The 25,882-nt window shown below is 63.3% G+C and carries 20 protein-coding genes; 6 read left to right on the top strand and 14 right to left on the bottom strand.

Annotation, left to right across the window (positions count from 1 at the left end):
• Positions 1-625 precede the first annotated feature (625 nt).
• The 4 genes from J3P86_RS04875 to J3P86_RS04860 are packed head-to-tail and all read right to left on the bottom strand — an operon-like array spanning position 626 to position 5,453.
• Complete coding sequence (locus J3P86_RS04875) at positions 626-1,489, bottom strand: efflux RND transporter periplasmic adaptor subunit (RefSeq protein WP_434602878.1); 864 nt, start codon at positions 1,487-1,489, stop codon at positions 626-628.
• Positions 1,490-1,499: 10 nt separating this feature from the next.
• Positions 1,500-1,700 (bottom strand): DUF1656 domain-containing protein, encoded by a 201-nt coding sequence (locus tag J3P86_RS04870; protein WP_434569726.1) that lies wholly within the window; start codon positions 1,698-1,700, stop codon positions 1,500-1,502.
• Positions 1,690-3,870: an FUSC family protein gene (locus tag J3P86_RS04865; RefSeq protein ID WP_434699557.1), complete on the bottom strand. Its 2,181-nt coding sequence runs from the start codon at positions 3,868-3,870 to the stop codon at positions 1,690-1,692. The genes J3P86_RS04870 and J3P86_RS04865 overlap by 11 nt, the downstream gene beginning before the upstream one ends.
• A gap of 11 nt (positions 3,871-3,881) precedes the next feature.
• The gene (locus J3P86_RS04860; RefSeq protein WP_434699555.1) at positions 3,882-5,453 is read right to left on the bottom strand and encodes an efflux transporter outer membrane subunit; all 1,572 of its coding nucleotides are present in this window, start codon (positions 5,451-5,453) and stop codon (positions 3,882-3,884) included.
• A 310-nt stretch (positions 5,454-5,763) separates the two neighbouring features.
• Between J3P86_RS04860 and J3P86_RS04855 the strand changes: the two genes are divergently transcribed.
• Positions 5,764-6,732 carry a LysR family transcriptional regulator gene (locus J3P86_RS04855; protein WP_434569728.1) on the top strand — a complete coding sequence of 323 codons (969 nt, stop codon included), beginning with the start codon at positions 5,764-5,766 and terminating at the stop codon, positions 6,730-6,732.
• Between the two features lie 28 nt (positions 6,733-6,760).
• Here J3P86_RS04855 and J3P86_RS04850 read toward each other — a convergent pair whose 3' ends face one another.
• The gene (locus J3P86_RS04850) at positions 6,761-7,018 is read right to left on the bottom strand and encodes a hypothetical protein (protein WP_434625934.1); all 258 of its coding nucleotides are present in this window, start codon (positions 7,016-7,018) and stop codon (positions 6,761-6,763) included.
• Between the two features lie 229 nt (positions 7,019-7,247).
• Here J3P86_RS04850 and J3P86_RS04845 point away from each other — a divergent pair, with 229 nt between their 5' ends.
• From J3P86_RS04845 to J3P86_RS04825, 5 genes are all read left to right on the top strand, one after another.
• Positions 7,248-8,405, top strand: a complete 1,158-nt coding sequence (locus J3P86_RS04845) for an efflux RND transporter periplasmic adaptor subunit (protein WP_434699554.1) — start codon at positions 7,248-7,250, stop codon at positions 8,403-8,405.
• A complete protein-coding gene (locus J3P86_RS04840; RefSeq protein WP_434699553.1) occupies positions 8,402-11,515 on the top strand; it encodes a multidrug efflux RND transporter permease subunit in 3,114 nt (1,037 codons plus the stop codon). Before J3P86_RS04845 ends, J3P86_RS04840 begins: the two co-directional genes overlap by 4 nt.
• Before the next feature lie 9 nt (positions 11,516-11,524).
• Positions 11,525-12,199 carry a heavy metal response regulator transcription factor gene (locus J3P86_RS04835; protein WP_305496630.1) on the top strand — a complete coding sequence of 225 codons (675 nt, stop codon included), beginning with the start codon at positions 11,525-11,527 and terminating at the stop codon, positions 12,197-12,199.
• Positions 12,174-13,553 (top strand): heavy metal sensor histidine kinase, encoded by a 1,380-nt coding sequence (locus tag J3P86_RS04830; RefSeq protein ID WP_434699552.1) that lies wholly within the window; start codon positions 12,174-12,176, stop codon positions 13,551-13,553. The genes J3P86_RS04835 and J3P86_RS04830 overlap by 26 nt, the downstream gene beginning before the upstream one ends.
• A 258-nt stretch (positions 13,554-13,811) precedes the next feature.
• Positions 13,812-15,296 (top strand): sensor domain-containing diguanylate cyclase, encoded by a 1,485-nt coding sequence (locus J3P86_RS04825; RefSeq protein ID WP_434700602.1) that lies wholly within the window; start codon positions 13,812-13,814, stop codon positions 15,294-15,296.
• Positions 15,297-15,385: 89 nt separating this feature from the next.
• Here the strand turns inward: J3P86_RS04825 and lpxC are convergent, their stop codons facing one another.
• From lpxC to murD, 9 genes are all read right to left on the bottom strand, one after another.
• Entirely contained in the window at positions 15,386-16,297 is a 912-nt protein-coding gene (lpxC, locus tag J3P86_RS04820) for a UDP-3-O-acyl-N-acetylglucosamine deacetylase (RefSeq protein ID WP_030139673.1), read from the bottom strand.
• A 112-nt stretch (positions 16,298-16,409) separates the two neighbouring features.
• Positions 16,410-17,603 carry a cell division protein FtsZ gene (ftsZ, locus tag J3P86_RS04815; protein WP_305496634.1) on the bottom strand — a complete coding sequence of 398 codons (1,194 nt, stop codon included), beginning with the start codon at positions 17,601-17,603 and terminating at the stop codon, positions 16,410-16,412.
• A 97-nt stretch (positions 17,604-17,700) separates the two neighbouring features.
• A complete protein-coding gene (gene ftsA / locus J3P86_RS04810; RefSeq protein ID WP_058542749.1) occupies positions 17,701-18,960 on the bottom strand; it encodes a cell division protein FtsA in 1,260 nt (419 codons plus the stop codon).
• Positions 18,961-18,975: 15 nt separating this feature from the next.
• On the bottom strand, positions 18,976-19,842 hold the full coding sequence (locus J3P86_RS04805; protein WP_434569734.1) for a cell division protein FtsQ/DivIB: 867 nt from the start codon (positions 19,840-19,842) through the stop codon (positions 18,976-18,978).
• 3 nt (positions 19,843-19,845) lie between these two features.
• Positions 19,846-20,811 carry a D-alanine--D-alanine ligase gene (locus J3P86_RS04800; protein ID WP_305496638.1) on the bottom strand — a complete coding sequence of 322 codons (966 nt, stop codon included), beginning with the start codon at positions 20,809-20,811 and terminating at the stop codon, positions 19,846-19,848.
• Positions 20,808-22,268: a UDP-N-acetylmuramate--L-alanine ligase gene (gene murC / locus J3P86_RS04795; protein ID WP_305496639.1), complete on the bottom strand. Its 1,461-nt coding sequence runs from the start codon at positions 22,266-22,268 to the stop codon at positions 20,808-20,810. The genes J3P86_RS04800 and murC overlap by 4 nt, the downstream gene beginning before the upstream one ends.
• Entirely contained in the window at positions 22,261-23,331 is a 1,071-nt protein-coding gene (gene murG, locus J3P86_RS04790) for an undecaprenyldiphospho-muramoylpentapeptide beta-N-acetylglucosaminyltransferase (RefSeq protein ID WP_434625947.1), read from the bottom strand. The genes murC and murG overlap by 8 nt, the downstream gene beginning before the upstream one ends.
• On the bottom strand, positions 23,321-24,538 hold the full coding sequence (ftsW, locus tag J3P86_RS04785) for a putative lipid II flippase FtsW (RefSeq protein WP_370870999.1): 1,218 nt from the start codon (positions 24,536-24,538) through the stop codon (positions 23,321-23,323). The genes murG and ftsW overlap by 11 nt, the downstream gene beginning before the upstream one ends.
• Entirely contained in the window at positions 24,535-25,881 is a 1,347-nt protein-coding gene (gene murD / locus J3P86_RS04780) for a UDP-N-acetylmuramoyl-L-alanine--D-glutamate ligase (protein ID WP_434673579.1), read from the bottom strand. Before murD ends, ftsW begins: the two co-directional genes overlap by 4 nt.
• Position 25,882: the final 1 nt, after the last annotated feature.

Genomic DNA, 25,882 nt, shown 5'->3' with positions numbered 1-25,882 from the left:
GCGAGCCTGCTCGCGAATACGGTCTCACATTCAACATTGATGTTGGCTGAACCACCGCTATCGCGAGCAAGCTCGCTCCCACAGGGGACTTTGGGTGAGCACAACATTCATGCCCGTCGAAGATCCAGTGTGGGAGCGAGCCTGCTCGCGATGACGGCGTGTAAGTCACCGTCCATGCAGCTGAACCACCGCTATCGCGAGCAGGCTCGCTCCCACAGGGGACTTTGGCTGAACACATCACTCGTGCCCGCCGAAGATCCAGTGTGGGAGCGAGCTTGCTCGCGATAACGGCGTGTCAGTCACCGTCCATGCAGCTGAACCACCGCTATCGCGAGCAAGCTCGCTCCCACAGGGGACTTTGGGTGAGCACAACATTCATGCCCGTCGAAGATCCAGTGTGGGAGCGAGCCTGCTCGCGATGACGGCGTGTAAGTCATCGTCCATGCAGCTGAACCACCGCTATCGCGAGCAGGCTCGCTCCCACAGGGGACTTTGGGTGAACACAACATTCATGCCCGCCGAAGATCCAGTGTGGGAGCGAGCCTGCTCGCGAATACGGTCTCACATTCGACATTGATGTTGGCTGAACCACCGCTTCCGCGAGCAGGCTCGCTCCCACAGGGGCTCAGCGCTTGTCGTGGGGTTCTACCACCACCGTGCACGTCATCCCCGCCGCCAGCAGCACGCCATCCGGTACTTCATCCAGATGTATACGCACCGGCACCCGCTGGGCCAGGCGCACCCAGTTGAAGGTCGGGTTCACGTCGGCAATCAGTTCCCGGCTCTCGGGGTTGTCGCGGTCGTAGATGCCCCGGGAGATACTTTCCACGTGCCCCTTGAGCAGTTCGCCACTCATCAACTGCAACTGCGCGGCATCGCCGACCCGCACCTTGGGCAACTTGGTTTCCTCGAAGAAGCCATAGACCCAGAACGAATTCATGTCCACCACGGCCATCTTCGCCTCGCCGATGCGTGCATAGTCACCACGGTGCACATTGAGGTTGGTGACGTAGCCGTCCACCGCCGCACGGACCTCGGTGCGAGCCAGGTTCAGCTCGGCCGCCTCCAGCTGCGCCTGGGCGTGCTGGTAATCAGCCAGGGCCGAGTCGGCGATATTGCTGGCGTCGTCACGGTTTTCCCGGGAAATCACCAGGCTGTCCAGGTCGGCGCGCCGATGAGCGTTGACCTTGCGCATCTCCCAAGTGGCCTTGCGGGACGCCACCAGGGAACGCGCCTGCTTGAGCGCAATGCGGTAATGCTCGGGGTCGATGCGCATCAGCAAGTCGCCCTTCTTGACCAACTGGTTATCACGCACCGGCACCTCGATCACTTCGCCGCTGACGTCGGCGGCGACGTTGATGATGTCGGCCCGGACCCGGCCATCGCGGGTCCATGGGGTGTTCATGTAATGCACCCACAACGTCCGGCCGATCCACAGCGCAAGCGCCAGCACCAACAGCGTCGCCAGCAGGCTGAAAAATTTCTTCATCGCATCGATCTCAACGGTAGACCGTCAGCGCCAGCGCGCCGAACAGGCAAGTGAACAGGCTCAGGCGCAGCAGCGCCGGATGCCAGAAAAAACGGTACAGATCCAGCCCCGAGAGGAAACGATCCAACGCCCAGGCGAGGCCGGCGGCGATGAAAAACATCAGGGTCATGGTCGGCATGTATACGCCGTGGAAGGCGATCTCACGGAGCATGTTCAGGTTCCTGGGGCAGCGACGCGGCATAAGCCGCCAAGGGTGATTGCGGGTCCAGCAGAGAGGTGCGGATGAAGTGCAGGTAGCTCTTTACCCGGCGCAGGGCGGAGGTGTCGAAATGCGGGGCGAAAGGTTCGTCGGTGGACTGGACCCGGCTGATGGCCTGGTCCACCGCGACCAGGGCGCGCTCCAGATTTTTCTGGCCAGGCTGGCGGAACAGCCGCACCAGCGCCCGCCCCATCACCCGGATCGCCTGGCGCCATGGCTGGCTTTCGGCATAGGCCGGATGCACCGGCAGCGTCGCCTGTTCCTTGCGCAACTGGATGATCGCGTGGCCGACTTCCAGCACCACGAACATCCAGCGCAGCAAGTCCCGTTGCACCCGGGGCTGTCCCGCCGCCAGCCCGTAGGCCTGGTGCAGCAGATCGCGGGTACGGCTCTCGAATCCCGACGCGAGGCCCTTGAGCTTGCCACTGATGGCGAACACCACTTGTTCGCGCAAGTCCTGTTCCAGCCGGCGCCACATCCAGCGGCTGTTGGGCGGCAGGATGATCGCCCCGGCAGCCGCACACACCAGCATGCCGAGGATCATCGCGAGGTAGTCGTTGATGAAGGCGTAGGGGTTGTAGACCGTCAGGTTGTCCGGCACCGAGCCGGTGCTGAAAAAAATCAGCAGGCCCAGCCCGACCCCGGCGTATTGCGCACGTGAGCTGAGAAACGCGCCCAGCATGATCACGGGCGCCAACATCACGCAGAGCAAGGGGAAGCCGTCGATCAACGGGAAGATGAAGAACATCTCGACAAACCCGATCAACGCCCCGAACAACGTGCCGCAGGCCATCTGGAACGCCATGCGCTTGGGGTTCGGCGTGGCGGCCGACAAGCCCACGGTGGCGGCGGCGATCATCGTCATGGTCGCACCGCTCGGCCAGGCCGTGGCGACCCAATAGCTGCCCAGCACCACCAGGATGAAGGCGGCACGAAAACCGGCAGCCGCGGCGGCCAGGCCATTGGTCTGCGACACGAAGGGTTCGTCCCAGCGCTCACGTTCGTGGCGGTGATCGGCCAGTGACGCGTGGGTCTGGGCGTAGCCATGCAGGTCTTCGACGAAGCGATAGAGCAATTCGTATGCAGTATGGAAATCCAGCTGCTGCGCCTCACTGGGATCCGTCTCTTCAAATTGTCCCCGCAGTTGGCGCACCCGGGCTGGCAAGTCGGCCTTGTAGGCCGCCAGCGCCGCCGCCAGACGCGTCGCATCGGCGTCGGTCAAGGCCCGCGCGCTGAAGCCGTCGAGCAATTCGGCGAGGGTTTGCAAGCCGGGTTTGATCGCGTCCACCACCGCATCGGCCGCGCCATTGCGCAAGCGTTCAAGCAACTGATGCAAGGCGTTGAAGCGCGTGGTAACGCCCATGAATTCGCTGTTCAGGCGACTCAGTCGGCCGTTGCGCCGGCGCATGTGCGGGTCTTCGAACACGGTCACGCTGCGCAGGCTTTCCAGGCCCACCGCCTCGGCGATGAAAGCGACGTTGCGTGCCTCGAATGCCTCGGGCTGGCTGCGTCCGCGCAAGCCATCGGTGACGAACAGGGCGAACACGCCGAAGCGCTGGTAGAGCGCGTTGCGCATGGCCGCGCTCGCGGTTTGCGGCAGGATTGCAGCGCTCACCGCGGTGGCGCAGAGAATCCCCAGGGCAATCTCCAGCACCCGCCATACCGCCGCCATGAAAGCCCCTTCCGGATGAGCCAGGGCCGGCAGGCCGATCATCGCCGCGGTGTACCCGGCCAACACAAAACCGTAGGCGCGAAAGTTGCGATAACGCGCTGCTCCGGCCGAACAGATGCCGACCCATATCGCCAGGCAGCCGAGAAACAACTCGGTGTTCTGGGCGAACAGGGCGATCAGCGCCACCATCACCGTCGAGCCGGCCAAGGTACCGAGCAGGCGATAAAAACTCTTGGCGAAGACCTGGCCACTCTGCGGCTGCATGACGATGAACACGGTGATCATCGCCGTACGCGGTTGCGGCAACTCCAGGCGCATCGCCAGCCACAGGGTCAGGAACACGGCGAGCAATACCTTGAAGATGTAGACCCAGGTCACCCCATCGCTGCGGGCCCAGTCGAAAAAGCCACGGCGCCATTCGAGGCGATGAAGCCGAAGTAAATACGTCACGGAAGGCCTGCTCAGCATCGTGGCGAGGGAGCTTGCTCCCGCTCGGGTGCGCAGCACCCATCTGAAGAACCTGGGGCTGCTTCGCAGCCCAGCGGGAGCAAGCTCCCTCGCCACAGGGGAGCGCCTGCCACAGGCATGTCGCTGCCGGCCTCCAGCCCGCCGCCCAATGCGGTGACCAAATCGGCATGGGCGCTCAGCCGCGCTGCCTCTACCTGCTGTTGCACCTGTTGTTGCTTGAACAGCAGGCTCTGGGCGTTGAGCACGTTGAGGTAGTCGGTGAGCCCACGCTGGAACGCAACCAGCGCGATGTCGTAGGTGCGCTGGGCGGCGGCCACCGATCCGGCGGCGAAGGCCTGTTGCTTGTCCATCGACTCACGGCGAATCAACCGGTCGGAAATGCTCTTGAGGGCATTCACCAGCGTCTGGTTGTAGCGCGCCACGGCGATGTCATAACCCGCCGCAGCCTCGCCCAACTCGCCACGCAGGCGTCCGCCATCGAAAATCGGCAGCGAAATCGCCGGGCCGACGTTGTAGGTGAGCTTCTTGCCTGTCAGGAACTCCAGCGCCCCACCGCCAGTAGCCATGTAACCCAGGCTACCGACCAAGTCGACGTTGGGGTAAAAACCCGCGCGCGCCACCTCGACTCCACGGGCCTGGGCCGCCACCTGCCAGCGCGCGGCAACCACATCCGGGCGCTGGCCGAGCAGTTCGGCGGGCAACGCCGATGGCAGTTTCAACGGAGCCCCCAGCGCCAGGCTCGGCCGTTGCAGGCGCGCGCCGTCGCCCGGGCCCTTGCCGGCCAGCGCCGCCAATTGATTGCGGCTCAGGGCAATGGCTTCGTCGAGGGCATCGAGCTGACGATGGGTTTCCGGCAATGGCGCCTGGGCCTGGCTGACTTCGAAATGGGTGCCGATGCCACCGTCCAGACGCTTTTGCGCCAGTTCGAGGATCTGCTCTTGCTGATGGAGGGTCGCGGCGATGATGTCGTGCTGGGCGTAATGCAGCGAAAACTGGATGTAGGCGCGCACGATATTGTCCTGCAATTCCAGCTGCGCCTGCCGCGCCTCGGCGACGCTGACATGGGCCAGGTCGACGGCCCGCTCGCTGGCGCTGCGCTCGCGGCCCCACAGGTCCAACGCATAGCTCAGGCCCAGGGCGGCGTTGTTGTCCCAAGTGGTGGTGTTGGCCAGTTCGCCGGGGCCATAAAACTGATCGGTGGGCCAGTTGTGGCGCTTGAGGGCCGACTCGCCATTGATCTGCAGCGACTCGGCGGCCTCGGCGACACCCGCCATGGCCTTGGCCTGGCGCACCCGGGCGACGGCCATGGCCAGGCTCGGGCTGTCTCGCACGGCCAGGTCAATCCAGCCGTCCAGTTGCGGGTCACCATAGGCTTTCCACCACTGGCGGGTCGGCCAGTGAGCATCGCGGGCGGCCTCGCGTATCGCCGCATCGGTCGCCAACTGGTTGGCCAACAAGAGCTCGCCTTGCGGCGCGATCCCTCCCGTCCCGATACAACCGCTGAGGGTCAGCGTCAAAACCCAAACACTGAGAGTCTTCAGCTCTCTGCTGATGCAACGCGGCACGGGCGCAATATTCCTGAGGTGGAGAGGCAAGAAGAGATGATGAGAATTTCGCCCTGACACACCTGTGGGAGCGAGCCTGCTCGCGAAAGCGGCCGGGCAGACACACCGAGGACAATTGGAGTGCCTGTTTCGCGAGCGGGCTCGCTCCCACAGGATCCAGGACTGGCGGCAATTCTAGGCATCACCCCCAACGGCGATAAGCCGACCTTTCTGCGAATCTTTGTTACCGTTATCGTGATAATCCATTAGTCGGGGTCCCGCATCTCTGTAACTTCATGTCACAATTTGGCACCTCCCAAGAGAGCCCTCCATGGACACTTTGCAAAACATGCGTGCGTTCAGCTGTGTTGCCGAAGCCGGCAGCTTCACCGCCGCCGCCGCGCAACTCGACACCACCACGGCCAACGTCTCGCGTGCGGTTTCCAACCTGGAAGCGCATCTGCAAACCCGTCTGCTCAACCGCACCACTCGCCGCATCGCCCTGACCGAAGCCGGCAAACGCTACCTGCTGCGGTGCGAGCAGATCCTGGCGTATGTCGAAGAGGCGGAAGCCGAGGCCAGCGATGCCCATGCGCGCCCGGCCGGACAATTGAAAGTCCACACCATGACCGGCATCGGCCAGCACTTCGTCATCGATGCCATCGCCCGTTATCGCAAGACGCACCCGGACGTGACCTTCGACCTGACCCTGGCCAACCGGGTGCCGGACATCCTCGACGAGGGCTACGACGTCTCGATCGTACTCGCCAGCGAGTTGCCGGACTCCGGCTTCGTGTCCCAGCGCCTGGGAATCACCTACAGCATCGTCTGCGCGTCGCCCGCCTACGTGAAGGCCAGCGGCTGCCCGCAGAAACCCAGCGACTTGCTGAACCACGCCTGCCTGCGCCTGGTCAGCCCGGTCATTCCGCTGGAGAAATGGGTGTTCGACGGCCCGGAGGGCCAGGAGATGGTCACCATCAACAGCTCACCGTTCCTGGTGAATTCCGCCGATGCGATGAAGACCGCGATCACCAGCGGCATGGGCGTGGGCGTGCTGCCGGTGTACGCCGCCATCGAAGGCTTGCGCAACGGCACGCTGGTGCGGGTCATGCCCAACTACCGCTCGCAGGAACTGAACCTTTACGCCATCTACCCTTCGCGCCAGTACCTGGATGCGAAGATCAAGACGTGGGTCGAATACCTGCGAGGCTCGTTGCCGGAAATCCTCGCGGCGCACCAGGCCGAACTGACGGCCTATGAATTGAGTGGAAGCCTGACGGGAGCACGGGTCGCGAACTGAATCCGCGACCGCGCGCCGAGGGGAAAGATCAGCGTTTGCCCATCGAACGGCGCGTGCCGGGAGGCGCGGCGCCGGGGGTCTTGGTATGGCCATTCTTCGCGCCGTTCTTGTACCACGGTTGTTGGCCGGCACCTTTGGCCGCCGCCAGGTCGCCTGGTTTGAATGGAAACTTGAAGGCCGGGATCGGCGCCTTGTCGTCGGCGGCGCTGGAAACATCGCTGTCGGTCTGGCCGGACGGTTCACCGTTCGGGTGCTCGTCCACAGGCGATGGTGTTGGGGAAGTCATGTAAGGCTCCGGGCGGGTATGCCGGGCTCGGTAAGTGAGCCGCGAAACGCAGCAGTATACCTGCGCAAAATCGCGGTGCACGGGGTAGATTCAATGGCTAAGTTCCGTCTGACGGGAAACCAAGACAAAACTGACAGCCCTGACAGCTAGCCGTCACCTTCCTGACGGGCTCACAACGCTATATAAGAAAGCCAGGAATTCCTCCGTCCCGAACCGGCGTTTCACGTTCATGCCTATCCAGAAAAAAACCGTCCTGCTCGTCGCGTTACTGATCGCCCTGGCCGCCCTCGCCCTCTGGTTCATCATGAAGCCCGTCGCCAGCAAACCCAGTGCTTCCACCGCCGTGCCAGTGAAGGTGATAAGCGTTGTCGAGCAGGATGTGCCGCGCTTTGCCAGTGGCATCGGCACGGTACTGTCGCTGCACAGCGTGGTGATCCGTCCGCAGATCGACGGCATCCTCACCAGGCTGCTGGTCAAGGAAGGGCAACTGGTCAAGAAGGGGGACCTGCTGGCGACCATCGATGATCGTTCGATCCGCGCCAGCCTCGACCAGGCCCGCGCCCAGCTCAGCGAGAGCCAGGCGCAACTGGCCGTGGCCCAGGTCAACCTCAAGCGCTACAAGCTGCTGAGCGTCGATGACGGCGTATCGAAGCAGACCTACGACCAGCAACAGGCGCTGGTCAACCAGCTCAAGGCCACTGCCCAGGGCAACCAGGCGGCCATCGATTCGGCGCAGGTGCAGCTGTCCTACACGCAGATCCGCTCGCCGGTGAGCGGTCGCGTCGGCATTCGCAATGTGGATGAAGGCAATTTCCTGCGCACCAGCGACACCGAAGGCCTGTTCACGGTGACCCAGATCGACCCGATCGCCGTGGAGTTCTCCTTGCCCCAGCAAATGCTGCCGACCCTGCAGCGATTGATCGCCGCCCCGGACCAGGCCCTGGTCAAGGCCTACATCGGGGCCGACGGCGTGACCGGGGAATTGCTCGGCGAGGGGCGGCTCAGCCTCATCGACAACCAGATCAACACCAATACCGGAACCCTGCGGGCAAAGGCCGAATTCAATAACGCCGCGCAACGGCTGTGGCCGGGGCAACTGGTGACGCTGAAAATCCAGACCGCTATCGACAAGGGTGCCCTGGTAGTGCCGCCCACCGTGGTCCAACGCGGGCTGGAGCAACACTTCGTCTATCGGGTCAAAGGTGACAAGGTCGAAAGCGTGCCGGTGCAAATGGTTTATCAGGACAGCGACAGGCACATCATCAAAGGCGTGAACGCCGGCGACCAACTGGTGAGCGACGGCCAGTCACGCCTCAAGCCCGGCGCCAGTGTCCAGGTGCTCAGCGATCCGCCTGCCCTCGCCAAGACCGGGCAGGCGCAGCCATGAAGGGCCGCGGCTCGATATCGGCGTGGTGCATCGACCACCCCATCGCCACGGTGCTACTGACGTTCGCCCTGGTATTGCTGGGGTTGATCGCCTTTCCCCGCCTGCCCGTCGCGCCTTTGCCCGAGGCGGAATTCCCGACCATCCAGGTCAACGCCCAACTGCCCGGCGCCAGTCCCGAAACCATGGCATCGTCCGTGGCGACCCCACTGGAGGTGCAATTCAGCGCCATTCCCGGCATTACCCAGATGACCTCAAGCAGTGCGTTGGGCTCGACCAACCTGACCCTGCAATTCAGTCTCGACAAGAGCATCGACACCGCCGCCCAGGAAGTGCAGGCGGCGATCAACACCGCCGCCGGCAAGCTGCCCAATGACATGCCGAACCTGCCGACCTGGCGCAAGGTCAACCCGGCCGACAGCCCGGTGCTGATTCTCAGCATCAGCTCCGACCTGATGCCAGGCACCGAACTGAGTGATTACGTCGAGACGCTGCTCGCCCGGCAGATCAGCCAGATCGACGGTGTTGGACAGATCTATATCACCGGCCAGCAGCGGCCGGCGATCCGGGTCCAGGCCTCGGCCGACCGGCTTGCCGCCATCGGCCTGACCCTCGCCGATATTCGCCAGTCCTTGCAGCAGGCCAGCCTCAACCTGGCCAAGGGCGCGCTGTATGGCGAGTCGAGTATTTCCACCTTGTCCACCAACGACCAGCTGTTCAAGCCGGAGGAATACGGCGAGCTGATCGTTTCCTACCGGGACGGCGCACCGGTCCATCTCAAGGACATCGCCAAAGTCGTCAACGGTTCGGAAAACGCCTACGTGCAGGCCTGGTCCGACGATCAGCCCGGCGTCAACCTGGTGATCTTCCGCCAGCCGGGGGCGAACATCGTCGAGACGGTCGACCGCATCCAGGCGGCGCTGCCGACCCTGGAAGCCATGCTGCCGGCCGCCATACAGGTCAAGGTGATGATCGATCGCACCCAGACCATTCGCGCTTCGCTGCATGAAGTGGAAATCACCCTGCTGATCGCGGTGCTGCTGGTGGTGGCGGTGATGGCGCTGTTCCTGCGCCAGCTCTCGGCGACGCTGATTGTCTCGGCCGTGCTCGGGGTGTCGCTGACCGCCAGTTTCGCGCTGATGTATGTGATGGGTTTCAGCCTCAACAATCTGACCCTGGTGGCGATCGTCATCTCGGTGGGATTCGTGGTGGACGACGCGATCGTGGTGGTGGAGAACATCCACCGGCACCTGGAAGCCGGCGATGGCATGCGCGAGGCGGCGATCAAGGGCGCCGGGGAAATCGGCTTCACGGTGGTGTCCATCAGCTTCTCGCTGGTGGCGGCGTTCATTCCGCTGCTGTTCATGGGCGGCGTGGTCGGGCGGCTGTTCAAGGAGTTTGCCCTGACCGCCACTTCGACCATCCTGATTTCCGTCGTGGTGTCCCTGACCCTGGCGCCGACCCTGGCTGCCTTGTTCATGCGCGCCCCGAAACATCACGCCCATGCCAGGCCGGGTTTCGGCGAGCGCCTGCTCGGCTGGTACGAACGCGGCCTGCGCCGGGCCCTGGCCCACCAGAAACTGATGATCGGCATGTTCGGCCTGACCCTCGCCCTCGCGGTCGTGGGCTACGTGTTCATCCCCAAGGGCTTCTTCCCGGTCCAGGACACCGGCCTGGTGCTGGGCACCAGCGAAGCGGCGGCCGATATCTCGTTCCCGGACATGGTGGCCAAGCACAAGGCCCTGGCCGAGATCGTCGCCGCCGACCCGGCAGTGCAGACCTTCTCGCACTCCGTCGGCGTCTCGGGCAACAACCAGACCATCGCCAACGGCCGCTTCTGGATCGCCCTCAAGCCTCGGGGCGAGCGCGATGTATCGGCCAGTGGCTTCATCGACCGGATCCGCCCCAAGTTGCTGAAGATTCCCGGCGTTGTGCTGTACCTGCGGGCCGGACAGGACATCAACCTCAGCTCCGGCCCGAGCCGCGCCCAGTATCAATACGTGCTCAAGAGCAACGACGGGCCGACCCTCAACGCCTGGACGCAGAAACTCACCGACAAGCTGCGCAGCATTCCGGCATTCCGCGACATTTCCAACGACTTGCAACTGGGCGGCAGCATCACCCACATCAACATCGACCGCAGCGCGGCGGCACGTTTCGGCCTCACCGCCAGCGATGTCGACCAGGCGCTCTACGACGCTTTCGGCCAGCGGCAGATCAATGAATTCCAGACCGAGACCAACCAGTACAACGTCATCCTGGAACTCGACACCCAGCAACGCGGCAAGGCCGAAAGCCTGGCGTATTTCTATCTGCGCTCGCCGCTGAGCGGGGAAATGGTCCCGCTCTCGGCCCTCGCCCGCTTCGACGCACCGACCAACGGCCCGCTGTCGATTGCCCACGACGGCATGTTCCCGGCCGCCAACCTGTCGTTCAACCTCGCGCCGGGCGTGGCGCTGGGGGATGCCGTGCGCCTGCTCGACCAGGCCAAGAACGAGATCGGCATGCCCGCCGCCATCACCGGCAGCTTCCAGGGCGCGGCCCAGGCGTTCCAGAGCTCGCTGAAAAGCCAGCCGTGGCTGATCCTCGCCGCGTTGGTGGCGGTGTACATCATCCTCGGCGTGCTCTACGAGAGTTTCGTCCATCCGTTGACGATTATTTCCACGTTGCCCTCGGCCGGCCTCGGCGCGTTGATCATGCTCTGGCTGTTGGGCCAGGACTTCTCGATCATGGCGCTGATCGGCCTGGTGCTGCTGATCGGCATCGTCAAGAAGAACGGCATCCTGATGATCGACTTCGCCCTCGATGCCCAGCGCAACGGCGGGATGGCGGCGCAGGAAGCGATTTTCCAGGCCTGCCTGACGAGGTTCCGTCCGATCATGATGACGACCCTGGCCGCCCTGCTCGGCGCCCTGCCACTGATGCTCGGCTACGGCCCCGGCGCGGAGTTGCGCCAACCCTTGGGCATCGCGGTGGTCGGTGGCCTGCTGGTGAGCCAGGCACTGACGCTGTTCACCACGCCAGTCATATACTTGTGGCTGGAGCGATTGTTCCATCGGCCCGCGCCTCGACCCGGTTCTGCGCCGACGGCGGCGCTGGCAAATGCAGACTGAGGCCGGGCCATGCGCGTTCTGATCATCGAAGACGAAGAAAAAACCGCCGACTACCTGCACCGCGGCCTGACCGAACAGGGTTACATCGTGGATGTGGCAGGGGATGGCGTCGAAGGGCTGCACCTGGCCCTGGAAAGCGATTATGCGGTGATCGTGCTCGACGTCATGCTGCCGGGCCTCGACGGCTTTGGCGTGCTGCGGGCCCTGCGCGCCCGCAAGCAGACGCCGGTCATCATGCTCACCGCCCGCGAACGGGTCGAAGATCGCATCAAGGGCCTGCGCGATGGCGCCGATGATTATCTGGGCAAGCCGTTTTCGTTCCTGGAGCTGGTGGCCCGCCTGCAAGCCCTGACCCGCCGCAGCAGCGGCCATGAACCGGTGCAGGTGAGCATCGCCGACCTGTGGATCGACCTGATCAGCCGCAAGGCCAGCCGCGCCGGGCAGCGTCTGGACCTGACCGCCAAGGAGTTTTCGCTGCTCAGCGTGCTGGCTCGCCGCCAAGGCGAGATCCTTTCGAAAACCGCGATTGCCGAAATGGTCTGGGACATCAATTTCGACAGCGACGCCAACGTCGTCGAAGTGGCGATCAAACGCCTGCGGGCCAAGCTCGACGGGCCTTTCGAGCACAAGCTTCTGCATACCATCCGAGGGATGGGTTATGTGTTGGAGAACCGCGGTGAGTAACAGCATCGCCCTGCGCCTGAGCGGCATGTTCACGCTGGTGGCGGCGCTGGTGTTCCTGCTGATTGGCGGCGGCTTGTACCAGCAGGTCGAAAAAGGTCTCGGCCTGTTACCAGAGGCGGAGCTCGATGCCCGCTACAGCGTGCTGGAGTCCACCGTCGGCCGCTATGGCACGCCGGAGCACTGGGTCAAGATCAACAACAAATTGCGCTTGCTCGGCGAGGAGGATAAACGCATCCACTTCTGGATCGTCAGCGATGACCCGCGCTTTGAATACGGTAACCCCGATGCACAGATCCGTGCCTTCGCCGCAGGTCCATTGGGCAAACGTGACCTGAAGCTGGCGACGCAGCATTACCCGATGAAAGTGCTGGTGAGCCAGTTCCCGGCCAAGGACCAGCGACCGCCGCTACGGTTCATGATCGGTATCGACACCGAGACCTTCTACCAGACTCAGCATCGTTTGCTGGTCGCGCTGGTGAGCCTGGCGATCGTCGGCGTGCTGCTGGCCTCGTTGCTGGGCTACTGGGTGGCGCGCATCGGTCTCAAGCCACTCATCAAGTTGTCGGACGAAGCCCGGCGCCTGGCCCCGCCCCGGCTCACCGGGCGCTTGCAATTGTCACCGCTGCCACCGGAACTCAACCAGTTCGTCAGTTCCTTCAACGCAACCCTGGACCGGGTCGAGCAGGCGTATTCAAGGCTGGAGTCATTCAATGCCGACGTTGCCCATGAACTGCGCTCGCCGCTGACCAACCTGATCGGCCAGACGCAGGTGGCGCTGACCCGCGGGCGCTCGGCAGAGCATTACTTCGAAGTGCTGCAATCGAACCTCGAAGAGCTGGAGCGACTGCGCTCGATCATCAACGACATGTTGTTCCTGGCCAGCGCCGACCAGGGTAGCAAGGCCACCAAGCTGACCACGACGTCCCTGGCCGATGAGGTGGCAACCACCCTCGATTATCTGGACTTCATCCTGGAAGACGCCCAGGTCCAGGTTCGCGTCAGCGGCGATGCCCAGGCCAGTATCGAGATCGCCCACCTGCGCCGGGCCTTGATCAATCTGCTCAGCAACGCCGTCCAGCACACCGCGCCCGGCCAGGTGATCGACGTGGACATCGAAGCCACCGGCGACCAGGTCATCCTGGGCGTCACCAATCCCGGCGAGCCTATCGCCGGCGAACACCTGCCGCGCCTGTTCGAGCGCTTCTACCGGGTCGACGTCTCCCGCAGCAACAGCGGCGCCAACCACGGCTTGGGCCTGGCCATCGTCAAGGCGATTGCGCTCATGCACGGCGGCGATGTATTCGTGCGCAGCGACCGTGGTGCCAACACCTTCGGGATCCGCTTGCCGGCCTGAGGAGCAAGCCCGCCCCCACGAAACTCCTGTGGCATACGCCCACCCAAGGACAACACTGTGGGAGCGAGCCTGCTCGCGAAGGCGGCAGTCCATCCAATCTCGATTTCCATGCAATAAGCCACGATGTGGATTGCTCAATTCCAGTGTCACAAGCACAATCTTGCAAAAGGCCAGCATTGTCTGATGCCAGTCATCCGCTGTTAAAGATGAGCAGCCTATGGGAAGGATCCCAGCCACATGACAATGCAGATCGGAATCATGAGCGCGAGCAGTGCAACACCCGGCAACATCCCGCTTTCGATACGTTCGGAACGGGTACTCGTTTTGGCCAGCTCGCTGGTTGTCATCGCCATCGTAGCTATCGTGACGTTCCTGCTGATCCGTGAACACGCCAGCGCGCAGCAGGCAGCGACACGCGCGGCGAGCAACATTGTGCAGTTGATCGACGCCGACGTACTGCGCAATGTCGAACTCTACGATCTTTCGCTGCAAGGCCTGATTGCCGCAGCGAAACGCCAGGACCTCCAGGACGTTTCGCCAACGATCCGCCACCTCGCCCTGTTCGATCGCGCCACCGCAGCCCCTTATAAAGGCGACATATTGCTGCTCGACAAGCGCGGCGACGTGGTCGCCGATTCCGCTTCGATCGAACCGCGCAAGGGCAATTACGCCGATGGGGAATATTTCCAGTCCCATCTGCAGGAACCGGGCCCGGGCATGAAGATCAGCCGTCCGTTCCGGGCCCGGAGCAGTCCGCATGACTGGCGCATCAGCTTCAGCTACCGCTTGAACGACGACCGGGGCGGGTTCATGGGCGTGGCCGAGGCTGCAATGCGCCTGGGCTACTTCAGCCAGCTCTTCAAGAGCTTGAACATCGGCCATGGCGGCACGGTCAACCTGGTCAGCCGCGACGGGATCCTGTTGGCTCAGGAGCCGCCTCTGGCCGAAGACATGATCGGCAAGGATTTCAGCAGCCGACCGAACTTCGTGCGGATCCTGCGCGAAGGCGATGGCAGTTTTACCAGCGTGTCCAGCGTGGATCAGAAGCAGCGGCTGTACACCTTTTCCCAGGTAGGTAATCTGCCGCTGATCGTCGTGGTCGCGCTCTCTTCCCAAGAAGTTTTCGCGTCATGGCAACGCACGGCGCTGCTGGTCAGTGGCGCCACGGGCGCGCTGTGCTTCAGCTTGCTCTGGCTCACCTGGCTGCTGCGTCGGGAATTGAGACGCCGGCACACCGCTGAACGGGAACTGGCCCTGCTGGCATCCGTCGACCCCCTGACAGGCCTGGCCAACCGCCGGACGCTGGACCAGACGCTGCAACTGGAGTGGCTGCGCGCCCAGCGCTCCGGTCAATCGTTGTCGATCCTGATGATCGATGCCGACCACTTCAAGGCGCTCAATGATCGCCTGGGCCACCAACGCGGTGACGAGGCGTTACGAACCCTGGCGCAACTGATCGGCGGGTACGTGCGCCGACCGGCCGACCTGGCGGCGCGTTATGGCGGTGAAGAGTTCTCGGTGGTGCTGCCGGAGACGACGACCGCAGGAGCGTTCACCATGGCGCAAAACATTCGCGAAGCCGTTGAGCAACTGCCCGGTGAATTGACCATGACCGTCAGTATCGGCATCGCAACCTGGGCCCAAGGGCCTTATGACGAACTCGATCAATTGTTGCTCGCCGCTGACAAGGCGCTTTACCAGGCCAAGGCCAGTGGGCGTAATCGGGTGGTTTGCGCGATGTAAGGCAACCCCAGAAGCTCTTGCCTCCAACAGCCAGCCATAAAAAAAGGCCACCCGAAGGCAGCCCTTAAAAAACTAGAGAGGTTTTTTGCTTACACGGCCGCTACAGGGCGCATGTAAGAGATTGGTGCGGTGCTGGCGTCTTCGAACGTCACGACTTCCCAAGCGTCTTTCTGCTCAATCAACTTGCGCAGCAGCTGGTTGTTCAGTGCGTGGCCGGACTTGAAGCCCTTGAACTCACCAATCAGGCTGTTGCCCAGCAGGTAGAGGTCGCCGATTGCATCGAGGATCTTGTGTTTGACGAATTCGTCTTCATAACGAAGGCCGTCTTCGTTCAACACGCCATCGGAATCGACCACGATCGCGTTTTCCACACTGCCACCGAGTGCGAGGTTGTGCTTGCGCAGGTACTCGATATCACTCATGAAACCAAAGGTACGCGCGCGGCTGACTTCTTTGACGAACGAAGTGCTGGAAAAATCCACGCTTGCACTCTGGGTGCGGTCACGGAAAACCGGGTGATCGAAATCGATCTCGAAGCTCACCTTGAAACCTTCGAAAGGGACGAAAGTGGCGCGCTTGTCGCCGTCTTCCACTGTCACTTCCCGCAGGATGCGGATGAACTTCTTGGCCGCGTCCTGCTCTTCCAGGCCAGCCGATTGAATCAGGAATACGAAAGGTCCGGCGCTGCCATCCATGATCGGGACTTCGGACGCGGAGAGCTCGACGTAGGCGTTATCGATGCCCAGGCCAGCCATGGCCGAGAGCAAATGCTCCACCGTGTCCACTTTGGTGTCACCGTTGACCAGCGTGGTCGACATAGTGGTTTCACCAACGTTTTCCGCGCGAGCAGGAATCTGCACCACAGGGTCGAGGTCGGCACGACAAAACACAATGCCGGTGTCGACAGGCGCGGGCTTGAGGGTCAGATAGACCTTCTCGCCGGAGTGCAGGCCGACACCTGTGGCACGGATAATATTCTTCAGGGTGCGTTGTTTAATCATGGCATGGGCCGCTTCAGCGCAAATTGCGAACTGGTATCAACAAAGGCTGGCGATGATAGCAGACCAGACCTTTGCTGAACACCAATCACCCGTATACCCCTGATACATTCCATCAATCGGCCTGACGACGCAGGAATGCCGGGATGTCCAGGTAATCCAGATCGTCTTGCGGATTCATCTTCGCGGCAGTCGCAGCACCGGCCTGGGCCTGGTTGCGCATGACGGTCGGACGGTCCAGGTCACGGTAGTTCACCGCGGGAGCTTCCTGACGAGCGGCAGCTTGCTGCTGGGGCTGCGAAGCCATGGCGGTCTGCACGGTGTTGTCGATCACCTTCATCGGCTTCTCGATTTTCGCGCCCAGGCCAGTGGCAACCACGGTCACGTGCAGTTCGTCACGCATGTCCGGATCGATCACGGTGCCGACCTTGACCATTGCGTGGTCGGAAGCGAACGCCTCGATGATGCTACCCACGTCGGAGTACTCGCCCAGGGACAAGTCCGGACCGGCGGTGATGTTCACCAGGATGCCGCGGGCGCCCTGCAGGTTCACATCTTCGAGCAGCGGGTTGCGGATGGCCGCTTCGGTGGCTTCGCGTGCACGGTTCGGACCGCTGGCGCAGCCGGTGCCCATCATCGCCATGCCCATTTCGGACATCACGGTGCGTACGTCGGCAAAGTCGACGTTGATCATGCCCGGACGCTTGATGATGTCGGAGATACCGCGAACGGCACCGGCCAGTACGTCATCGGCCTTGGCGAAAGCCGACAGCAGGCTGGCGTCCTTACCGAGGATGGTCAGCAGCTTCTCGTTGGGGATGGTGATCAACGAGTCGACGCTTTCGCTCAGCGCGCGGATGCCTTCATCGGCGATCTGCATGCGCTTGCGGCCTTCGAACGGGAACGGACGGGTCACCACCGCAACGGTGAGGATGCCCATTTCCTTGGCCACTTCGGCAATGATCGGCGCTGCACCGGTACCGGTACCGCCGCCCATGCCAGTGGTGATGAACACCATGTTGGTGCCAGCCAGGACTTCAGCGATGCGCTCGCGATCTTCCAGGGCAGCCTGACGGCCAACCTCGGGATTCGCGCCGGCACCCAGGCCCTTGGTCACGCCGGTACCGAGTTGGAGGATGGTCCGCGCGCCGATGTTTTTCAGCGCCTGAGCATCGGTGTTGGCGCAGATGAACTCAACGCCTTCGATGTTGCTCTTGACCATGTGGTTGACAGCGTTGCCGCCGCCACCGCCGACACCGATTACCTTGATAACCGGGCTGGCGGGGATGTTGTCTACGAGTTCGAACATTTTCCCTCTCCTTTCATTCTCTAGTTTTTTCGCCTACTGCGTTTGTTGCCGTCTTGCAACGCCGGGCCTGAAACCCGACGCCTGAATCTGAAATCGCTTAGAAATTGCCCTTCACCCAAGCCTGGAGCCGCTCGAACAGCGGTGCCTTGGGCTCTTCGCTGCTGTAGCTGTCACGGCTGCCGATGCCCGAGAACGAGATCCCGTCGGATTGCTTTTGCAGGCCGTACATCAACAGGCCCACGCCAGTCGAATAGATCGGGTTGCGCACCACGTCATCCAGGCCCTTGACGCCATGGGGCACGCCCAGGCGCACCGGCATGTGGAAAATCTCTTCGGCCAGCTCGACCGCGCCCTCCATCTTCGACGTACCGCCGGTCAGCACGATGCCGGCCGGGATCAGGTCTTCGTAGCCGCTGCGGCGCAGTTCGGCCTGGATCAGCGTGAACAGTTCGTCGTAGCGCGGCTCGACCACTTCGGCCAGGGCCTGGCGCGACAATTCGCGCGGCGGACGGTCGCCGACGCTCGGCACCTTGATGGTTTCACCGGCACCGGCCAGCTTGGCCAGGGCGCAGGCGTAACGGATCTTGATTTCCTCGGCGTACTGGGTCGGGGTGCGCAGCGCCATGGCGATGTCGTTGGTCACCTGGTCGCCGGCAATCGGGATCACTGCCGTGTGGCGGATGGCGCCTTCGGTGAAGATCGCGATGTCGGTGGTGCCGCCGCCGATATCGACCAGGCACACGCCGAGTTCTTTCTCGTCGTCGGTCAGCACCGAGTAGGCCGAAGCCAGTTGCTCGAGGATGATGTCGTCGATTTCCAGGCCGCAGCGACGCACGCACTTCTCGATGTTCTGCGCGGCGTTCACGGCGCAGGTGACCACGTGGACCTTGGCTTCCAGGCGTACCCCGGACATACCCAGGGGCTCGCGTACGCCTTCCTGGTTATCGATCACGTAATCCTGCGGCAGGGTGTGCAGCACCCGCTGGTCGGCCGGAATCGCCACGGCCTGGGCCGCGTCGAGTACGCGCTCAAGGTCGGCGGAGCTGACTTCACGGTCCCGAATCGCCACGATGCCGTGGGAGTTCAGGCTGCGGATGTGATTGCCCGCGACACCGACGAACGCCGAGTGGATCCGGCAACCGGCCATCAGCTGCGCTTCTTCGATGGCGCGCTGGATCGATTGGACGGTGGACTCGATGTTCACCACCACGCCTTTCTTCAAGCCACGGGACGGGTGTGTACCGATCCCGACGATGACCAGCGTGCCGTCGTCCGCGACCTCGCCTACCAGCGCTACCACCTTGGAAGTGCCGATATCCAGACCGACGATCATTTTTCCGCTTTGCACGTTTGCCATGGGTCCTGCCTCTTCTTAATTCTTCGCGACGGCGGGTTCGGCCGTCGTCGGCGCTACAGGTTCCCGCCAGCCAACAGCGAGGCCGTTGGCGTAGCGCAGATCGATGCGCGCAATGTTCGTAATCTGTTCTTTGAGCGTCTTGTCATAGATGGCAATGAAGCGGCGCATCTTTTCCACCAGGTTGCCGCGCCCGAGCAACAGCTCGATGCCCGGCCCCGAGCTGCCCGCGCCAGTGGTCAGGAACCAGCTGCCGCGCTCACGCAATTCCAGGCGCGCGATGGAGAAGCCCAGTGGCCGCAACATCTGACTCAACACCTGGTATTGCTGCATCACTTGCTGCTGGGCCCGCTGTGGACCGAACAGTTGTGGCAAATGTTCATAATTGGCCAGTTCCCGTGGCGTAAACGCCTGGCCCTGGTTGTTCAACAGCGACTCGTCGCCCCAACGGGCCACCGGCAACTGCTCTTCCAGACGAATCGACACCTGGTCCGGCCATACCCGCCGCACTTCGGCGTGGGCGATCCAGGGCATCTGCTCCAGCTCGGTGCGCATGCCCGCCAGGTCGATGGTGAAGAAGCTCGACGCGACGAACGGAGCGATCCGCTGCTGCACCGCCTGCTGGCTGATGTAGCTCAGGTCACCCTGGACGTTGATCCGGGCGATTGGCCGATCGGCATAAGGCAGCAGCCGCTGCGCGCCTTCATACGTGCCGAACCCCAATACCACCAGCATCACCGGCCAGAACAAGCTCTTGAGAAAGCCGAAATTGGCTTTCGGCAAGCGCGCCGACATCGGCTCTTTGGCCACCATTCGGCTGGCACCCCGCGGCACCGGCTTGCGACCGGGTGCGGATGGCTGATGACGAAGCGATGCGCCTTGCATGGCTTAACCCCTGGACTCTTGGTTGCCGACACTGGCGGCCAGGATCGACAGCACCAGTTGCTGGAAATCCAGGCCGGCAGCACGAGCCGCCATCGGAACCAGGCTGTGGTCGGTCATGCCGGGCGCGGTGTTGACTTCCAGGAACCAGAACTGCCCATCGGCGTCCTGCATCACGTCCGCCCGCGCCCAACCGGCGATACCCAGCGCCTCACAGGCCTTGGCCGTGAGGTCCATCAATTGTTTTTCCTTGGCAGCGTCCAGCCCGCAGGGAATGCGGTACTGGGTGTCATTAGCGATGTACTTGGCGTCGTAGTCGTAGAACGTGTGGGGCGTGCCCAGCGCAATCGGGGGCAACACCTGGTCACGCAGGGTGGCGATGGTGAACTCGGGACCGGTGATCCATTGCTCGACCAACACTTGCGAATCGTAGGAACTGGCGTCCTTCCAGGCTGCGGTCAACTCAGGCAGCGAATTCACTTTCGCCATGCCGATACTTGAACCTTCATGGGCCGGTTTGACGATCAAAGGGAAGCCCAGTTCCGTCGCCGCCGAAATACAATCGGCCTCGGACGCCAGCACGGCGTGACGCGGCGTCGGGATGCCGAGGCTGTGCCAGACCTGTTTGGTGCGCAACTTGTCCATCGCCAGGGCGGAAGCCAGGATGCCACTGCCGGTGTAGGGAATGCCCAGGCATTCGAGCAAGCCCTGCATGCTGCCGTCTTCGCCGCCACGGCCATGAAGAATGATGAAGGCGCGATCGATCTTTTCGCTCAGCAGGCGCTGCAGGAAGTCGTCGCCCACGTCGATGCCGAATGCGTCGACGCCGGCGCTTTGCAGGGCTTGCAGCACGGCGTTGCCGGACTTGAGAGAGACCTCGCGCTCGGCGCTCTTGCCACCGAACAGCACGGCCACGCGGCCGAAGGCTTTCGGATCAAGGGTCGAGACCAGGTTGGCGTAGGCAGCAGTCATTTCAGTTTCCCCTCGCTGGAGGCCACGGTGGCTCCGGCGAATAACGGACTTTTCAACAGTTTCGGGGCCAGGCCACCGATATCACCGGCGCCCTGGCAGAGCAGGATGTCGCCGGCGCGCAGCAGCGGCTTGACCAGCGGCGCGAGGTCCACGCCGCGGTCGATGTAGATCGGGTCCAACTGGCCGCGCTGGCGGATGCTGTGGCACAGCTGGCGGCTGTCGGCGCCCGGGATCGGCTCTTCGCCGGCCGGGTAGACTTCCATCAACAGCAGCACGTTGGCGTCGGCCAGCACCTGGACGAAATCGTCGTACAGGTCGCGGGTGCGGCTGTAGCGGTGCGGCTGGTAGACCATCACCAGCCGGCGCTCCGGCCAGCCACCGCGCACGGCCTTGATCACCGCCGCGACTTCGGTCGGGTGATGGCCGTAGTCATCCACCAGCATCACGTTGCCGCCGTCCACCGGCAGCTCGCCATAGACCTGGAAGCGTCGACCTACGCCCTGGAACCCGGACAGGCCCTGGACGATGGCTTCATCGCTGACGCCTTCGTCGGTGGCGATGCAAATTGTCGCCAGCGAGTTGAGCACGTTGTGGTTGCCGGGCATGTTCACCGACACGTCCAACGGCTCGCGATCAGGACGCAGCACGGTGAAGAACGTCTGCATGCCCTGCTGGCGCACGTTGATCGCGCGCACGTCGGCGTCTTCGCCAAAGCCGTAGGTCACGGTCGGACGCTTGATCAGCGGGAGGATTTCGCGCACCACCGGATCGTCCAGGCACACCACCGCCAGACCGTAGAACGGCAGGTTGTGGAGGAACTCGACGAAGGTTTTCTTCAGTTTGTTGAAGTCACCGTCGTAGGTCGCCATGTGGTCGGCGTCGATGTTGGTCACCACGGCCACCAGCGGTTGCAGGTGCAGGAAACTTGCATCGCTCTCGTCGGCTTCGGCGATCAGGTAGCGGCTGGTGCCCAGTTGGGCGTTGGTGCCCGCGGCGTTCAGGCGCCCACCGATCACGAACGTCGGGTCCAGGCCACCGGCAGCGAACACCGAGGCGATCAGGCTGGTGGTGGTGGTCTTGCCGTGAGTACCGGCGACGGCGATGCCGTGGCGATAGCGCATCAGCTCGGCGAGCATCTCGGCGCGCGGCACCACGGGAATGCGACGTTCCAGGGCGGTGGCGACTTCCGGGTTGGAAGTGTTCACGGCGCTGGAGACCACCAGCACATCGGCGTTGGCGGCGTTCTCGGCACGATGGCCGATGAAAATCTGTGCACCGAAGGATTCCAGGCGCTCAGTGACCGGCGAAGCCTTCAGGTCGGAACCCGAGACCTGGTAACCCAGGTTCAGCAACACCTCGGCGATCCCGCACATGCCCACGCCGCCGATCCCGACGAAGTGGATGCGGCGGATGCGGCGCATTTCCGGCTGCGGCATGGCTTTGCGATTCTCAACCATGGGCCACCTCCAGGCAGGTATCGACCACTTGGGCGGTGGCATCGGGTTTGGCCAGGCGGCGTGCGGCGCGGGCCATGTCTTCGAGTGTTTGCGGCTGCATCAAGACCTCTGTCAGGCGCGCAGCGAGATCCGCGGCGCCAGTCGTTCTTTGTGGCATCAGGAAGGCAGCGCCTTCGCGGGCCAAATAATCGGCGTTGCGGGTCTGGTGATCGTCGATGGCGTGGGGCAAAGGCACCAGCATCGAGGGCAGACCGGCGGCAGCCAGTTCACTGACGGTCAGCGCGCCTGCGCGGCAGACCACCAGGTCGGCCCAGCCATAGGCTTGGGCCATGTCTTTGATGAAAGGCTGCACTTGCGCCTCGACGCCAACGGCGCGATAGCGCTCGGCGGTCACTTCATCGTGGTTTTTGCCAGCCTGGTGAAACACTTCAGGGCGCAGTTCGGGGGCGACCTGGGACAAGGCTTCGGGCAGCAGTTTGTTCAACGGTTCCGCTCCCAGGCTTCCGCCCAGGATCAGCAAACGCGCCTTGCGTCCGGCCAGGGCCGGGCGCGGTGTATCGAGGAACAGCTCCGTGCGCACCGGGTTACCGGTGGTGCGACGGCTGCCCGACAGGGTAAAGGTGTCGGGGAAGGCTTCACACACTCGAGCGGCCAACGGCACCAGTAACCGATTGGCGGTACCAGCGACCGCGTTCTGCTCATGAACGATCACCGGCACACCGGCCAGTTTTGCCGCGACGCCGCCAGGACCGGTCACATAACCGCCGAAGCCGACGACACACACCGGCCGCAGCCGACGGATGACCGCCCGCGCCTGCCAGATCGACTTGAGCAGCATCAGCGGTGCCTTGAGCAGCGACAGCTTGCCTTTGCCCCGCAGGCCACTGGCGTTGATCCGATGCAGCTCGAGGCCGGCGGCGGGTACCAGTTCATTCTCGATGCCACGCGGCGTGCCGAGCCAGTGCACGGTGTAGCCGCGCGCCTGGAACTCCCGGGCGCAGGCCAGCGCCGGGAATACATGCCCGCCGGTTCCGCCCGCCATGATCAGCACGTTAGCGCCCATGAGTCGGCTCCTCGGCGAAGTCGCTTTCATGGAATTCCATTTCTTCGCTGCCCAGGTGGGTTCGACTTTCCCACTCGATGCGCAGCAACAAGCCGAGGCAGGCACAGCAGATCACCAGGGAGCTGCCGCCATAACTGAGGAACGGCAGCGTCAGGCCCTTGGTCGGCAGCAGGCCGACGTTCACCCCGATGTTGATCAGGAACTGGCCGATCCACAGGAACGACAGGCCGTACGCCACGTACGCGGCAAAGAACTGCTTGGCCTTCTCGGCCCACAAGCCGATGTACATGCCGCGCACACAAACGAAGACGAACAGCGCGACGGTGCACAGGGAACCCACTACCCCCAGCTCCTCGGCGAGAACCGAGAACACGAAGTCGGTGTGAGCTTCCGGCAGGTAGAACTGCTTTTGCACACTGTTGCCCAGGCCCACGCCCAGCCACTCGCCGCGACCGAAGGCGATCAACGCCTGGGTCAACTGGTAGCCGGAACCGAACTGGTCGGCCCACGGATCGGTAAAGGTGATCAGGCGCGCCATCCGGTACGGCTGGGCCTGCACCAGGACGGTCACTGCCGCGAACGCCAGCGCTACCATCAGGGTGAAGCGGAACAGCCCGACACCGCCGAGGAACAGCATTGCCGCCGCCGCGCCCATCATCACCACCGTTGCGCCGAAGTCCGGCTCCATCAGCAGCAGGCCGGCCATCGGCAGCAGCACGATGAACGGCTTGAAGAAGCCCATCCAGCTCTCGCGCACTTCTTTCTGACGACGCACCAGGTACCCGGCGAGGTAGATCACCACAAAGACCTTGGCGATTTCCGAGGGCTGCACGTTGAAGAAGCTGAAGCCGATCCAGCGCATGGAGCCGTTGACCTCGCGGCCGATACCCGGCACCAGCACCATCACCAGCAGGCCGAAGGCACCCAGCAACATCAGCCAGCCCAGGCGTTGCCAGGTGGCGATCGGCACCATCATGGTGACAATGCACGCGCCCAGGCCGATCACCAGGTAAATCAGGTGGCGGATCATGTGGTAGAGGGTGTTGCCCGATTGCACGGCGGCCACTTCCGACGAGGCGGAGGTGATCATCACCAGGCCCAGGCCGAGCAGCGCCAGGCAGCCGGCGAGCATCGGGAAATCCAGGTCGATACCGCGACCGGTAATCAGCGGCGACGGGTACGGCTTGATGATGTTCATCAGGCTCATGCCAAGTCCTCCGCAGCCCGGGCGAACAGTTGCCCGCGCTCTTCGTAATTCTTGAACATGTCGAAACTGGCGCAGGCCGGCGACAACAGCACGGCATCGCCCGGTTGCGCGAGGGCACGGCATTGCTGCACGGCTTCGTCCAGCGAAGCGACGCGAACCTGCGGCACGGCATCGCCGAGGGCCTGGGCGATCAGTTCACGATCGCGGCCCATCAGCACCACGGCACGACAGTTGGCCGCCACCGGATCGCGCAGGTCTTTAAAATCGGCACCCTTGCCGTCGCCACCGGCAATCAGCACGAGCTTGCCCTGGATGTCCGCGCCGAGGCCTTCGATGGCAGCCAGGGCGGCGCCAACATTGGTGGCCTTGGAATCGTTGTACCAGGCCACGCCATCCAGGTCGCGCACCCACTGGCAGCGGTGCTCGAGCCCGGCAAAGCTGCGCAGCGCCGAAAGCATGGCGTCGAACGGCAGCCCGACGGCATGCCCGAGGGCGAGCGCGGCCAAGGCATTGGCCTGGTTATGGGCGCCGCGAATCTTCAGTTCGCGCACCGGCATCAGGTTCTGGAACTCGAAGGCCAGATATTTCTCGCCGTTCTCTTCGCGCAAACCGAAGCCTTTGAAATCTGGAGCGCCGAGGCCGAAAGTCCAGCACGGCAGCCCTTCGCTCATCAGCGGACGCGTCAAGGCATCCTGGCGGTTGAACACCACTTGCCGGGCACCACGGAAAATCCGGTGCTTGGCCAGGTGATAGGCCGGCAGGCCGCTGTAGCGGTCCATGTGGTCTTCGCTGATGTTCAGCACAGTGGCCACTTCAGCGCCAAGGTGATCGGTGGTCTCGAGCTGGAAGCTCGACAACTCCATGACGTACAGCTCGACCTCGTCGCTGAGCAGATCCAGCGCCGGGGTGCCGAGGTTGCCGCCCACGGCGACACGCTTGCCGGCGGCCGCGGCCATTTCACCGACCAGCGTGGTGACGGTGCTTTTCGCATTGGAACCGCTGATGGCGATAATCGGCGCCTTGGCGTTGCGCGCGAACAGCTCGATATCGCCGGACAATTTCACGCCACGGGCGGCGGCAGCCTGCAGGGCCGGGGTCGCCAGGGCCAGGCCAGGGCTCACGTAGAGCTCGTCGGCGCGGCACAGGAACTCGACGTCCAGCTCGCCACAACGCACATCCACCTGGGGATAGTCACGACGCAGCGTGGCCAGCTCAGGCGGATTTTCCCGCGTATCGGCGACGGCAAACGACACACCCCGGTTCGCCAGGAAGCGAACCAGGGACATGCCGCTCTTGCCGAGGCCGACAACGATGCGGAAGTGGTCAGAAGCGATCAGGGACACT

The organism is Pseudomonas sp. D1-1, assembly GCF_051132225.1.
Classification (GTDB): domain Bacteria; phylum Pseudomonadota; class Gammaproteobacteria; order Pseudomonadales; family Pseudomonadaceae; genus Aquipseudomonas.
This window is presented reverse-complemented; position numbering and strand designations above follow the sequence as displayed.